Origin of the sequence: Sporosarcina sp. FSL W7-1283, assembly GCF_038003105.1 — a bacterium.
In the GTDB taxonomy this organism is placed as follows: Bacteria; Bacillota; Bacilli; order Bacillales_A; family Planococcaceae; genus Sporosarcina; species Sporosarcina newyorkensis.
The window spans coordinates 149,819-163,330 of the sequence record NZ_JBBOOL010000001.1; the positions used below are offsets into that span (position 1 = coordinate 149,819).

At 40.6% G+C, this 13,512-nt stretch carries 14 protein-coding genes and 1 pseudogene; 13 read left to right on the plus strand and 2 right to left on the minus strand.

What is annotated here, in order from left to right:
• Nucleotides 1–10: 10 nt before the first annotated feature.
• The 6 genes and pseudogenes from MKY93_RS00680 to MKY93_RS00705 all read left to right on the plus strand — a co-directional run bounded on the left by MKY93_RS00680 (nucleotide 11) and on the right by MKY93_RS00705 (nucleotide 5,162).
• On the plus strand, nucleotides 11–1,003 hold the full coding sequence (locus MKY93_RS00680; protein ID WP_340757859.1) for an extracellular solute-binding protein: 993 nt from the start codon (nucleotides 11–13) through the stop codon (nucleotides 1,001–1,003).
• 19 nt (nucleotides 1,004–1,022) lie between these two features.
• Nucleotides 1,023–2,117, plus strand: a complete 1,095-nt coding sequence (gene phnW / locus MKY93_RS00685) for a 2-aminoethylphosphonate--pyruvate transaminase (protein ID WP_340757861.1) — start codon at nucleotides 1,023–1,025, stop codon at nucleotides 2,115–2,117.
• Nucleotides 2,114–2,941 carry a phosphonoacetaldehyde hydrolase gene (gene phnX, locus MKY93_RS00690; RefSeq protein WP_340757863.1) on the plus strand — a complete coding sequence of 276 codons (828 nt, stop codon included), beginning with the start codon at nucleotides 2,114–2,116 and terminating at the stop codon, nucleotides 2,939–2,941. The genes phnW and phnX overlap by 4 nt, the downstream gene beginning before the upstream one ends.
• Nucleotides 2,942–3,745: 804 nt before the next feature.
• A complete protein-coding gene (locus MKY93_RS00695; RefSeq protein ID WP_340757866.1) occupies nucleotides 3,746–4,078 on the plus strand; it encodes a hypothetical protein in 333 nt (110 codons plus the stop codon).
• The gene (locus tag MKY93_RS00700) at nucleotides 4,062–4,700 is read left to right on the plus strand and encodes an O-methyltransferase (protein ID WP_340757868.1); all 639 of its coding nucleotides are present in this window, start codon (nucleotides 4,062–4,064) and stop codon (nucleotides 4,698–4,700) included. Before MKY93_RS00695 ends, MKY93_RS00700 begins: the two co-directional genes overlap by 17 nt.
• A 155-nt stretch (nucleotides 4,701–4,855) precedes the next feature.
• Nucleotides 4,856–5,162, plus strand: a pseudogene (locus MKY93_RS00705) (tRNA-binding protein).
• A 280-nt stretch (nucleotides 5,163–5,442) separates the two neighbouring features.
• Here MKY93_RS00705 and madM read toward each other — a convergent pair.
• Together madM and madL are read right to left on the minus strand one after the other, a co-directional pair.
• Entirely contained in the window at nucleotides 5,443–6,207 is a 765-nt protein-coding gene (gene madM, locus MKY93_RS00710) for a malonate transporter subunit MadM (protein ID WP_078817653.1), read from the minus strand.
• A 1-nt stretch (nucleotide 6,208) separates the two neighbouring features.
• On the minus strand, nucleotides 6,209–6,619 hold the full coding sequence (gene madL, locus MKY93_RS00715; RefSeq protein ID WP_078817652.1) for a malonate transporter subunit MadL: 411 nt from the start codon (nucleotides 6,617–6,619) through the stop codon (nucleotides 6,209–6,211).
• 189 nt (nucleotides 6,620–6,808) lie between these two features.
• Between madL and MKY93_RS00720 the strand changes: the two genes are divergently transcribed.
• Genes MKY93_RS00720 through MKY93_RS00750 form a run of 7 tightly spaced genes read left to right on the plus strand, consistent with a single transcriptional unit; the run spans nucleotide 6,809 to nucleotide 13,442 of the window.
• Nucleotides 6,809–7,459, plus strand: a complete 651-nt coding sequence (locus MKY93_RS00720; protein ID WP_078817651.1) for a GntR family transcriptional regulator — start codon at nucleotides 6,809–6,811, stop codon at nucleotides 7,457–7,459.
• A 9-nt stretch (nucleotides 7,460–7,468) separates the two neighbouring features.
• Nucleotides 7,469–8,395, plus strand: a complete 927-nt coding sequence (locus MKY93_RS00725; protein WP_340757872.1) for an ACP S-malonyltransferase — start codon at nucleotides 7,469–7,471, stop codon at nucleotides 8,393–8,395.
• A gap of 2 nt (nucleotides 8,396–8,397) precedes the next feature.
• A complete protein-coding gene (mdcA, locus tag MKY93_RS00730) occupies nucleotides 8,398–10,044 on the plus strand; it encodes a malonate decarboxylase subunit alpha (RefSeq protein WP_009766629.1) in 1,647 nt (548 codons plus the stop codon).
• 13 nt (nucleotides 10,045–10,057) lie between these two features.
• The gene (locus MKY93_RS00735) at nucleotides 10,058–10,927 is read left to right on the plus strand and encodes a triphosphoribosyl-dephospho-CoA synthase (protein ID WP_078817650.1); all 870 of its coding nucleotides are present in this window, start codon (nucleotides 10,058–10,060) and stop codon (nucleotides 10,925–10,927) included.
• On the plus strand, nucleotides 10,878–11,174 hold the full coding sequence (locus tag MKY93_RS00740; RefSeq protein ID WP_078817649.1) for a malonate decarboxylase subunit delta: 297 nt from the start codon (nucleotides 10,878–10,880) through the stop codon (nucleotides 11,172–11,174). Before MKY93_RS00735 ends, MKY93_RS00740 begins: the two co-directional genes overlap by 50 nt.
• The gene (locus tag MKY93_RS00745) at nucleotides 11,167–12,849 is read left to right on the plus strand and encodes a biotin-independent malonate decarboxylase subunit beta (protein WP_340757879.1); all 1,683 of its coding nucleotides are present in this window, start codon (nucleotides 11,167–11,169) and stop codon (nucleotides 12,847–12,849) included. Before MKY93_RS00740 ends, MKY93_RS00745 begins: the two co-directional genes overlap by 8 nt.
• Nucleotides 12,840–13,442: a malonate decarboxylase holo-ACP synthase gene (locus MKY93_RS00750; protein ID WP_340757881.1), complete on the plus strand. Its 603-nt coding sequence runs from the start codon at nucleotides 12,840–12,842 to the stop codon at nucleotides 13,440–13,442. The genes MKY93_RS00745 and MKY93_RS00750 overlap by 10 nt, the downstream gene beginning before the upstream one ends.
• Nucleotides 13,443–13,512 lie beyond the last annotated feature (70 nt).

Genomic DNA, 13,512 nt, shown 5'->3' on the forward strand with positions numbered 1-13,512 from the left:
AGGGGGAAATATGTTGAGGAAGGGACATCTCTTAACGTTAGTAATAATCAGTTCAATCTTGTTATTAGTCGGATGCATTGCAAAAGGCGCAACTTCGGACGGATCTGAAAAAGTTGTTATTTTGACAAATGGCGATGAAGAAGCCGTAACGTCTATGGAAGTAGCATTAAAAAATGCAGGATACGAAGGGCAATATGTATTCCAATCTTTAGGTACGTCTGAATTAGGAGGAAAGCTGATAGCTGAGGGGAAGCAGATAGAAGCCGATATTATCACGATGAGTTCTTACTTTATCGACAGTGCTCAAGATAAACATACGATGTTCGCAGATTTGACATTTGCCACGAATGCTTTAGAAACGTATCCATCGTACTATACGCCCGTGCTGGCAAATAAAGGTTCTATTTTTGTGAATACGCAAGTTCTTAAGGACAAAGGTTTACCTGCGCCATCTTCTATTGAAGATTTGACGAAACCAGAATTCAAAGGCCTTGTTTCCATTCCTAATATAATGGATTCCTCAACGGGCTGGCTATTAGTACAAGCGATTATTTCTCAATACGGTGAAGAGGAAGGAAAAACAATTCTTCAAGATTTAATTGCAAATGTGGGTCCGCATCTTGAAAGTTCTGGCTCGGGGCCTATAAAGAAAGTAATAGCTGGAGAGGTGGCAGCAGGTTTTGGTCTCCGTCACCAAGCAGTCATCGCAAATGAACAAGGCGCACCAATTGATTTCATTGACCCTACTGAGGGGAATTTCACACTTACCGAATCAATTGCAGTTGTAGAAAAAGACGATGCACGGACAGAACTTTCGATGAAAATGGCAGAAGTCATTATTAATGATGGCAGAGAAGGGATATTACAAGACTATCCAGTGGCTCTTTATGATGGTGAAGTGATTAGTGACGATCATCAGCCTGCCCATACAAAGAAGTTTGGAGACACATTGACGGTTGAACTATTGAAGCAACACCAAGACTATTTTAATTCTGCAAAATAAAGATAGGGGAGTAATAGATATGAACCATTACAAGCTTTTAACGCCTGGCCCACTGACAACATCAAGTACGGTAAAAGAGGAAATGCTTTTTGACCGTTGTACTTGGGATCATGATTATAAAGCAATCACACAAAAAATAAGACGTCAGCTTCTTGACCTGGCACATGCCAATGAGGAAGAGTATACCGTTGTCCTTATGCAGGGAAGCGGCACATTCGCAGTGGAATCCGTCATGAATACAGCTATGTCGAATTCGGATAAGGCATTAATTATCACAAATGGCGCATATGGAGAAAGAATTGTAAAAATGGCCAAATACATAGGCCTGAACTACACGGAGTATTGTGTACCTTATAACGAGCACCCAGATGAAAATGAAATCAGCCGAATTTTACAAAATGACCAAATTATCACACATATAGTGATGGTACATTGTGAAACGACTACGGGTATTTTGAACCCAATAGAAATGGTTTCGAACCTATCAAAAAAGTTTGGCAAAACGGTAATTGTAGATGCCATGAGTAGCTTTGGCGGTATGGAAATAGATCTGCCGTCACTTGGAATTGACTATTTAATAAGCAGTGCTAATAAATGTATTCAAGGAGTGCCAGGATTCGGCTTTGTCATTGCTAAACTGGACAAATTATTGGCATGTGAAGAAAATTCCCGGAGTTTATCTTTAGATTTATATGATCAATGGAAAGAAATGCACGAAGACGGAAAATGGCGTTACACTTCACCGACACATGTTGTAGCTGCATTCTCTAAAGCGATTGATGAACTGATAGAGGAGGGTGGGATCAGCGCTAGACAGCAACGCTATGAGACTAATAATCAACTGCTAAGAGTGGAACTGGAAAAAGCGGGTATTCACGCCTATATTACAGCAGAAAAACAATCACCGATCATTACTACATTTTTATTCCCAAATGATCAGTTCAGTTTTAACGAATTTTATTCATATATGAAAGAAAGAGGATTTGTTATTTATCCAGGCAAACTGACAGAGGTAGATACATTCCGAATTGGAAATATCGGTGAAATTTATGAAGAAGATATTGCCGCACTATGCATGATTATAGAAGAATATATGGGAGTGTTGTCAAATTGAGAAAGGTAGAAGGAATCATCTTCGATTGGGCTGGAACAACGGTGGACTTTGGTTGTTTTGCACCCGTAAATGTATTTATAGATATTTTTAAAAATGCGGGCATTGAAGTAACAATGGCTGAAGCAAGAGAACCAATGGGGATGCTGAAAATTGACCATATCCGCGCCATGCTGTCCATGCCTCGGATTTCCGCATTGTGGAGAGAAAAATACGGAAGATCATTTAATGAACAAGACGTAGAGCGTTTATATGGCGAATTTGAATCCGCACTCATGTCATCCTTAATTGAGTATACAGACCCTCTTCCAGAGGTATTGGAAACTGTAGAAGTATTGAGGAGTCAAGGTTTGAAAATTGGTTCGACAACAGGATACACCGAAACGATGATGGAGGTAGTAGTCCCGAATGCTTTAAAAAAAGGATATAAGCCAGACTTTTATATTACACCAGACGGAACAAACTCATTAGGAAGACCGTATCCTTATATGATTTACAGAAACATGGAAGCATTAAAATTGTCAGCATCATGGAAAGTGGTAAAAGTCGGGGACACAGTTTCAGATATACGTGAAGCAGTAAATGCGGGTGTTTGGTCGGTAGGTGTCGTTATTGGCAGCTCAGAAATGGGACTCAGTTTAGATGAATACCATGCACTTTCCGAAGTAGAACAGGCCGAGGTCATCACGAAAACGCAAGAAATATTTCTCCGTAATGGTGCGGACTTCACAATTAATTCAATGAGTGAACTGCCTCTATTAATTGAGAAAATCGATCTTCTCATTTCGGAAGATAAGTTGCCTTCTAAATGGCTGTCAATGAAGTAATTATACAATCCTCAAAGTGGATATAGGTTGTAAAAAAACAATTGTGTTTAGTTAAACTCTCATGTTTCATGGGGTAAAACAAAAAATGATTAGTAATAAGAGAGCAGGCCGTTAAACGGTTTAGCTCTTTTATTGATCTGATGATTATGTGTCTCTTACTTGGCAGAGTTGGCGAGAACGCTTCGTCTTGGTTTCCTCAATTCAACTAAATGTCCAACTTCCCATGTATGAACTTACGGAGCAATGCAAGTCACGTGGGGCTATTTAACTATTCTTCAAATGGTCAAGCGGCTATACTTAGTGGAGCGGTGACGTTTCGGGAGAACGATTAAAACAGTTCAATGTTGTATGATTCAAAAAGAGATTTTCAATAAACGGAAAAATCACGCTACAGTTTTATACAATAAATTTCGAAGTACAATACAGATAGTGGATGAAAGTATTTTAGATGCCCCAAAAAGGATAGAGAAGCAGGAGCGATATCTGCTTTCCTATCCTTTTATTATGCTAAATAATAAATCTTGAAAATATGGAGATAAAGTGTGGACTACTAAATTAGACTGGAAAGGGGTGACGGGTGATAGCTACTTTTCGAGTGTTTAAAAATTGAATTGATTTGTCAGCATACAAGGTCTTGAAATAGTACAATTCTCGCTAGTCGCTGTGCGTATAACAGAGTGGATTTAGTGTCAGCATTACCTAAGCATTGTAAGCAGTGATTGAAGAACAGATCGTTGTATACAAATGTATACAAATAGTGGTATTATAGATTGTATACAGTTGCATACAGTGGAGGGGTTACTAATGAGAGAAGAACACACAAGAAGAGAAGGGCGTCATCACGGTAGACGCCATGGTAGGGAAGAGGGGACGCGCGGTCCCAAAACATTTCGTCGTGGAAGGGCTCTTACTTTTTTAGAGCGCATGCATCTGAAGCGTGCAACGATCAAACAGCAACTTGAGCAGCCTGAGTTTCATTCCATTCATCCTGTTTTAGTCGGAGAACTAAAAGCTATTGATATGGTCATTAATGAGTTTGTTCAACTCTTTGAAATCAATGAGGATGAGATGACGGATAGCAAACCATCCGAAGATACGATTGAGAAAGGGATTGAGTTAAATGAGGAAAATCAATGATTATATCGATACAGTATTTACGAAACAAGATGCATTGTTAGAGGAAGTGATTGCTTCGATTGGAGAAAACGGCATGCCCGCTATATCGGTGTCACCTTCTTCAGGAAAACTACTGACCATGCTGGTAACAATTTCAGGTGCAAAAAATATCTTGGAAATTGGCGCGCTTGGTGGCTACAGTGGGATTTGTCTTGCGAGAGGGTTTGGGAACGAAGGAACTTTGACATCCCTAGAATTAGAAGAGCGGTATGCAAAGTTAGCGGCAAACAATTTAGCAAATGCAGGCTTTGGTGATCAAGTGTTGTACCGAACGGGACCTGCCTTGGACAGCCTTGCGCAATTAGAGGAAGAAGAACAGCAATTTGATTTTTTCTTTATTGATGCGGATAAAGAAAACTATGCAAATTATCTAGAAGCTTGCATTCAGCTTGCAGAGCCAGGGGCGTTAATTGTACTCGATAATGTACTGGCTAGAGGAAGTGTGGCGGATCCGGAAGTGCAACCAAAACGCTATACTTCATTCATGCAATCATTCAATGAAACAGTAGCAAATCATCCACAATTGGAATCACTGCTGATTCCGCTTGGTGATGGGATGACGGTTGCAGAAGTGAAGAAGTAAGAATAGCGTACCGGGTTCTCGTTGTATGAGAACCTATTTTTTGTATGAGCAGCAGCACTATGTTTGCAAATTAGTTTACTTTAAAGTGGTTTTTTAAATATTTGAAACAGATCTGATGCGAGAGGTTGATTAATTTGGCGACAATAGACGACTAATTGAAATTGGATATACGAGTGGGGACCGTAGTAGAAGCAGAACCATTTGACAAAGCACGGGTCCCAGCGATCAAGATGCGAATCAATTTTGGTGAATTTGGCATGAAATACTCTTCAGCGCAAATTACAAAGAGATATGTCCCAGAACAACTGATTGGACAACAAGTAATGGCAGTGGTCGATTTCCTGGGGAGACGAATTGCGGGTTTTAAATCGGAAGTTTGGTTATTGGTGGTATTCCAGAAGAGGTTGATGTTGTTCTGTTAAAACCAGCAAAGTGGTTGAAAACGGGACGCCAATTGCCTAACCACCTTTAAAAGAATAGATTTAGTCGTTGTTGATTGTGATTTAACTTTAACTTTCAATTTACTATACGAATAATTCATTTTATGATCTACAATTATTAATGAAAACAACTATATTCGTATACTATGAAATTTGGTATTATAATAAATTTGCAGGAATAAAGCCCTTCACTATACCTGTTGGTAGTGAGGGGCGGTATATTCATTATTATAAAACTTTCTTTGTCAGTTAGTAGATTGAATTCTCATCATTATTTTACTAAAATAAAAAATAACATATTATTACCATACTAAACCTGTTAGAATATAAAGTAGGGTTGGGCATAATAAGCATCCCAAACCTGTATAGAAGGTAGCTGTGACGGCTCCATACGGCACCAATCGTACATCCGTCGCAGCTAACCCACCTGTTACACCAGAAGTTGTTCCCATCAATCCTCCATATACCATTGCAGATAACGGATTATCAAGTCCAATATATTTTGCGACAAATGGCGTTCCTACCATAACTAAAACCGACTTGATCAAACCAGCGGCAATACTGATAGCAATTACTTCAGAACTGGCATTTAACGCAGCTCCTGTTATGGGTCCGACAATATAAGTAACTGCACCTGCTCCAATTGTAGTTAAGCTTACTGCATCGTTATAGCCAAATAGTAAAGCGATCAATACGCCTACAACAAATGAAAGCCCCACTCCGATGAATAAAGAAGAAACACCTCGTGCACCTGCTTTTTTAATTTCGTCGAAGTTTGCTCCAAATGATGTAGCAACAATTGCAAAATCCCGAAGCATGCTTCCTCCTAGCAAACCAATCCCCGCAAACAAGGAGACATCCGCCAGTCCTTTAGTTCCTTCAGTATAAACACCTCCGAAGTAAGCTAAAACCAAACCTAGTACAATAGCAATTGCAGATCCGTGTACGATACCCCTTGTAAGTTTTCCTGAAATAAGATACGCAACATACATGGTAACACCGACAATGACAAAGCCAGTAATCAACCCGTTTCCTTCAAGTACATTTGTAATCGCTTCCAAAAACATGTTACTTCACCTCCTGTGTCTTCAGTGGATGGCTTTGATTGAACTCTACCGCTGATTCCCTTGCCTTCTTCCCGCTAAGTAAAGGGACAACTGTCCAACTAATAACTACTGCTGCCACCCCTGCGATAATAGCCAAGGGACCTCCCGTTAAAGCGCCAAGTACATTTTGGCTCGCTGCCATTGCGATGACAATTGGGATGTACATAGCATTCCAAAAAGCGAGACCCGATTGAGCTGGCATGCTTAACATTCCTTTTTTCTGTAGCTTATCTACAACGACAATGAGTAAAAGCATTGCAATTCCTACTCCGCCAACGTTTGAATCTACGCCCATAATCGTTCCGATAATCTCACCGAAGAACATCCCAACTACAAAACAGCCTGCCAGTATTGCCACACCGTAAATCGCCATTTAAACACTCCATTTCTTTTTTATTTAGTCGACTGTATTCTAGACTTAAGAATAAGCAAAGTCTCAAAGATAATCAAGCTAAATATTAAATATTTTAGAATATTCATAGTTTTGTATTGAAAATGGTTGGTAAAGTGTTTAGTATGTTTAGTATACAGTCGACTAAAATTCATAATCTGAGGTGAAGGGATGGAGTATTTCGAAAAGTCTTTAGACAATGCTTTATCAAAAAAGGTGGCAAATCAATTATTAGAGCAAGTGTTGAGCAGCGAGCTAAAGCCTGGAGATCAGGTTGTAGAAAATAATTACGCAGAACAGTTTAACATCAGCAGATCGCCGGTAAGGGAAGCTATTTACTTGCTCACTATGGAAGGGATTATTGAACGTGTCCCTAGGAAAGGCGCTTTTATCAAGGGGTACACGATTGATGAGATGAAGGACTTGCTCGATGTTCGAAATTCTATAGAAATGCTGGCTGTCGAGCGTTTGATAAAACCGAGTGAAGAGAAAAAGTTATTAGAAGAGATGAGATTAGTCGTTCATAAAATGATGAAGGTAGAAAACTATACGGAATATACACATTTGAATTACCAATTTCACTATCTCATATTGAAACTGAGTAAAAGTAAGGTTTTGATTGATATGTACAGTAAGATATCTCTGCCTCTACTGCGGATACAAATTATTCATTTCTCTAGCAATAAAGTGATTGAGAAGTCGGTAAAGGAACATAAGGAGATCTATAGTTGCTTAGTGAAAGATGATATTAGCCAATTGAAAACAATTTTGCGCAAACATACTGAAGATGTAATATACAGCGTAAAAAGCAAATTGTTATAGGTGATTGAAATGAAAAGTGCATGGTTATTCCCTGGTCAAGGCTCACAATACCCTTACTTTTTGAATGAACTTCCTCAGCATTCCATCATAAGCGATACATTGGAAACTGCATCGGAAATAATTAAAGAACCTATAGAAATGTTACAAACAGAAGAAGCGTTGATTAGTACAAGAAATGTGCAACTTACAATGTTAACTGCAAGCGTTGCAACGGCGCGATATTTCTTGAGCCTTGGAGTAAGCCCTCAATTCGTTGCTGGTCACTCTGTCGGGGCTTTTGCTGCCGCAGTCATAGCAAATGTCTTAAGTTTTGAGGAAGCCTTATTGCTTGTGAAAAAACGTGGTGAACTAATGGAGGAACTTCAAGACGAGAACTATGGAATGGCGGTAATTGTTGGTCAGTCAGAAAATAGATTAGAAGAGATTGTTAGCGGTTTATATACAGATGAATATCCGGTTTATGTATCCAATCGAAATTCTCCGACGCAACTAACTTTATCAGGTCATAAACGAGCAATACAAAAAGTTATTGATGAAGTAGACGGGAAGGGAGCCAGTTCAGCTAAAATGCTGAAAGTTACAACGCCATCTCACTCTCCTTTGTTTCTCCCCGTCCAGACTGTTTTAAAAGAAGAATTAGATTCTCTTGAACTTGGACGTCCTTCGATTCCTTTTATTGCAAACCGCAATGCCAGAGTATTACGGAGGTCAAAGGATATTGCACAAGATTTAGCGGAAAGTATCGCACTGCCTGTTCGTTGGCATGATGCCACAACAGTTTTATATGAATATGGCGTGCGTCAATTTATTGAGATGCCACCGGGAGACGTTTTGAAAAGGTTGGCTTCGAGTGCATTTCCTGAAATTCATAGTTATGCCGTCAGTAAAAATGGTATAGACGATTGTCTGTATGTAGAAAAAAATAAAGGAGTGTAGATATGGTTATTATTCAACAACGATCTTGGAAGCAAAAGCTTGAACAAAAACAACGAAGAGTTGAAAGTGTAAGTCATTTAGTCAATGGATCGATTATTCCTACAGAGAAAATTGTGGATGCGCTGGAGTTGCTGATTAAACCCGGGGACCGTGTTGTACTTGAAGGGAATAATCAGAAGCAAGCCTCATTTTTATCCCAGTCTTTGGTTCTTGTAGACCCAGAGAAGGTTCATGATCTTCATATGATTATGTCGAGTGTATCGAGACCCGAACATTTAGATCTATTTGATGAAGGAATCGCTAAGCGAATCGATCTGAGCTATGCAGGTCCGCAAAGTATGAGGATTGCCCAAATGATTGAAGATGGCCGCTTAGTACTGGGGGATCTCCATACATATATCGAACTCTATGGACGATTATTTGTTGATTTAACTCCCAATGTCGTGTTAGTTGCAGCAGACAAAGCGGATAGACATGGAAATTTATATACTGGTCCTAATACGGAAGAAACACCTACAATTGTTGAGGCTGCAGCTTTTAGCGATGGAATTGTAATCGCACAGGTAAATGAAATTGTAGATGAATTACCGCGGGTCGACATCCCAAATTCATGGGTGGATTTCATTGTTGAGGCAGATCATCCATATGAATTGGAGCCATTGTTTACGCGAGATCCGCGCCATATTACCGATATTCAAATTTTACAAGCGATGATGTGTATCCGCGGAATTTATGAAAAGCATAGTGTGCAATCATTAAATCATGGGATCGGTTTCAATACTGCAGCAATTGAGCTGTTACTGCCTTCTTACGGAGAAAAGCTCGGCCTTAAGGGAAAGATCTGCAAAAACTGGGTTTTGAACCCGCATCCAACACTTATCCCAGCCATAGAATCTGGTTGGGCAGAAAGTATTTACTGCTTCGGTGGAGAGTTGGGAATGGAAAAGTATGTAGAAGCAAGAAGGGATGTTTTCTTTACGGGTAAGGACGGAAGTATGCGCTCGAACCGGACATTGGCACAATTAGCGGGACAGTATGCTGCAGATCTCTTTATTGGATCAACTTTGCAAATGGATGCGTATGGAAATTCCTCAACTGTGACAAAGGGGCGTGTTGCCGGCTATGGCGGTGCACCGAATATGGGGCATAACCCGGGAGGCCGCCGTCATTCTACAGAGGCTTGGTATAACATGATGACTTCAACAGACGAGCTTGCAAGAGGAAAAAAACTAGTTGTACAGGTTGCTGAGACATATCAGGATGCGAATACACCTGTATTTGTAGAACGTTTGGATGCCGTTGATGTAAAAAAACAAGCCAATTTAGCTGTTGCCCCCGTTATGATTTATGCGGAAGATATTACGCACGTTGTGACGGAAGAAGGGATTGCTTATTTATACAAAACGGATAGCCCGGCTGAACGAAGGGAAATGATTGCTTCGATTGCAGGAGTGACGCCACTTGGCATGGAGCATGATGTAAAGCAAACACAACAGTTACGTGACCGAGGGCTTGTTGCTTTACCTGAAGATTTAAATATTCAGAGGGGAGAAGCGAACCGTTCATTATTAGCGGCGAAGAATATCGATGAACTGGTCCAATGGTCGGGCGGTCTATATGAGCCTCCTGCGAAATTTAAAAGCTGGTAAGGAGAGGATTGAAGTGCGCCAAAAGATATGTAAGGAAATAGCGGATGAAGCTGTGGCAGCACTGCTTGAAGAGGTAGAGTTAACACCTAAACCAGGTCTGGTTGATATGCGTAATAATGGCTCACATCTAGACTTGAATATTCCAATGATGCGAGAATCTGCAATCTGTTTGCACGATACATTTTATAAGATGGCTGATCTTCATTATGATAAATCGCCGACAGTCCTTTTGCGTGAGCAATTTGGTGCAATTGGGCGTATAGGTGAAAAGAGGATGTATGCGGTTACAAATGGAGTCAACACACATAAAGGGGCTATTTGGTCAATCGGATTGCTGTGTACTGCGATAGCCCGTCGAAAAGGGGACATTTCATTTCCGCAAGTACTAGATGATGCTGCGGAGCTTGCTAAACTAACGGATCGGTTGATTCCCGTTCAACAAACGAATGGGGGAAACGTGAAGAAAAAGTATGGAATGCCCGGCGCAAGGGAGGAAGCTCAATCAGGCTTTCCGCATATTAAGAACTTTAGCTATCCTACTTATAAGAAGATGCGTGAAACGCGTACATCCACAGTGGCGAAACTGCTGACCTTGCTGGCACTGGTATCGAATTTGAACGATACTTGCTTAGCTCACAGGGGAGGATTGGAAGCATTAGACTATGCGCAGAAGGAAGCTGGTAAAGCAATTCAAAACTTCTCCGATGAAGCACTGTTTCGTCTAGACGATGAGTTTATAAAGCGATGGATCTCGCCTGGCGGTTCGGCGGATTTATTGGCAGCAACATTTTTTATTTCAAATTGGATCTCGAAAAATCAAAGGAGTGTGCGATATGGAGAAGTTGACTTATACATTTCCGGCAAATCGACCCATTCAACGTAAGACACATGTTGGAGTCGTAGGGTCAGGTGATTTGGAAATTTTGCTGGAACCAACCAAAGGCGAAGAAACGGTTGTTGAAATTCGTACTGGAATTACTGGTTATTCGGATACTTGGAAAAGAGTAATCGAACGTTTTATGGCCCAACAACAAATTCTTGCTTCTATAACAATTAATGATTTCGGAGCTACTCCCGGTGTAGTTTCAATTCGGTTAGCTCAAGCTGCGGAGGTGAGTATGAATGGTTAGTACATTGCCTGTTAGTCTTGTAGAAAGCAAAGCGAGAGAACGAGCGCAAGCCATATTGGATGAAGGGTCGGCAAGAGAATTGTTAGGACCGTTTGATCGATTTGAATCCCCGCACTTGGAAGCACAGAACATAGTACCTCAGAGTGATGACGGCATGGTTATCATGAAAGGGACAATTCAAGGGAGACATACATTAATTATTTCAATTGAGGGTAGTTTTCAGGGGGGAGGGATCGGTGAAGTTTCGGGTGCTAAATTTGCAGGAGCATTGGAAAAGGCGCTTGAGGACTGCCAAAATGGTAACTTAATTTATCCGATTATCATTTATGACACAGGCGGAGTTCGGCTGCAAGAAGCAAACTATGGATTGTTATCTATAGCTGAAATCAGCTCTGCTATAGTGGCTTTGAAAGAGTACGTTCCAGTGGTTGGCATTATTCCAGGTAAAATTGGTTCATTTGGCGGCATGTCTCTGACTGCAGGATTATGTTCTGCCCTTGTGATGACAAGAGAAGGCCGATTGGGAATGAACGGACCCGAAGTAGTAGAGCAAGAAGCGGGAATTCAAGAACTGAATTCAAAAAATAAGCAATTCATTTGGGAAATGATTGGCGGTAAAGGTCGCTTGAAGAGTGGATTGGTGGATCGGGTTGTGGAGGACGATGTACCCAACTATATAGAAGCAATTGAATCTGTATGGAGTAACCCGACATTCGCCAATCGAACGTTGCAGTATGAAGAATTCTTAAGTATGTTGCATGAACTTTCTTTAGATGGAAAAATAGATCCTTCAGTATCCAGAACTCTATTGCAAAATCGTACCAAGGTTATTGAAATAAAGTATGACACGAGCAATGGAAAAACAGCAAGTCGAGGACGTACTTGGTTCAACGTTCTTACGGATCATGCGCCATCTATTTCACCGACACCAACAGTATTGGTTGCTGATAAAGAGCAGGATGGAAAAAAGTTTCGATATATTGCTGTCGTTCCGGACGAAGGAAATAAATTTTATCGAGCAAGACATGGTGAATTTGGATTAGTGGAAGCTTGGACAGTCGCAAAGTATGTGCGCGAAGCCGTTGAAGAAGATGCTGGTTCTAAGGAAAAAAGAGTTATCGTACCAATAGTCGATGTACCGGGGCAAGCATTTGGTTACCATGAAGAACTATTCGGTATTTATTTAGCATGTTCTGCTAGTGTAGAGGCATATGCCACTGCCCGTCAGCAGGGTCACCCTATCGTAACGTTGGTTGTAGGCAAAGCAATTTCCGGAGCATTTCTATCACATGGTATGCAAGGTAATCGTATCCTTGCATTTGATGATGATCAAGTTCAAGTACATGTCATGTCGAAAAAGTCTGCTGCTTTAGTGACGATGCGCACGGTTGAAGAATTAGAAGAGTTTGCAAAAACTGTTCCATCTATGGCATATGATGTTCATTCTTTTAAATCGCTAGGTGCGATTCATGAATTGCTTCAAGGTATTAATGCCGATCTACCGTCCAATGAGCAATTGCAGCAGGTAAAGGAATCCATCCAATCAGCTACTAATGATATATTGCAATCCACTGACCGTTCATTGCGTATCCGTCTTCAATCGCCAGAGGCTGTTAAGAAAGGCCGCAAAGCTTCAATTGCTGTACGGAATGCTATAAATTCACAATGGAAGTAAAAGTGCACGACATCGTATATTTGGAATCTGCCCTTGCGATTGAAAGCAGAGAATCTATACCTGATTGGGTGTTAACAGAAAAAACGGCAAAAAACATAGCGGTTGTCCGACGTATGAAAACACTCGAAAATATTGTTCCCATTGGATTCAGGGGGAATGATCGCACCAAGCGATTTGCTGCCCTGACACCTTTAGATAATATACAAAAAGTAATAACACCAGAACAGGCGACTTTTGGACAAATACCAAAAAGTCATGAACAGACAATTGTACATCTCAGACAAATATGCCGCGGTATCCGTTGGGGAATTGGAGGAAGTGTAGGTTTTACGATGGCTACAGGAATTCATGCTTGTACGGAAGAGAGTGATATCGATGTCATTCTTTACAAAGAGAGAATGGAATCGCTTCAACCGCTCCAACGCTTGTATGAACAAATTCAACAATTGAATCATCAGGTAGATGTACAGGTCGAAGTTGCTAATTTTGGGGCTTGCCTCTTGAATGAACTTGTCACATCAACTACTGTCTTATTGCGTACAGGTACCGGTGTTTTTTTGGTACAAAGGGATAATTTGTTTCGCAGCAATTAAGCTACTCCTACTGTGATATGGTAACAGTCATTTTGTTAAAAAAAGCCCTACAAGGAAACACAATTCCTTG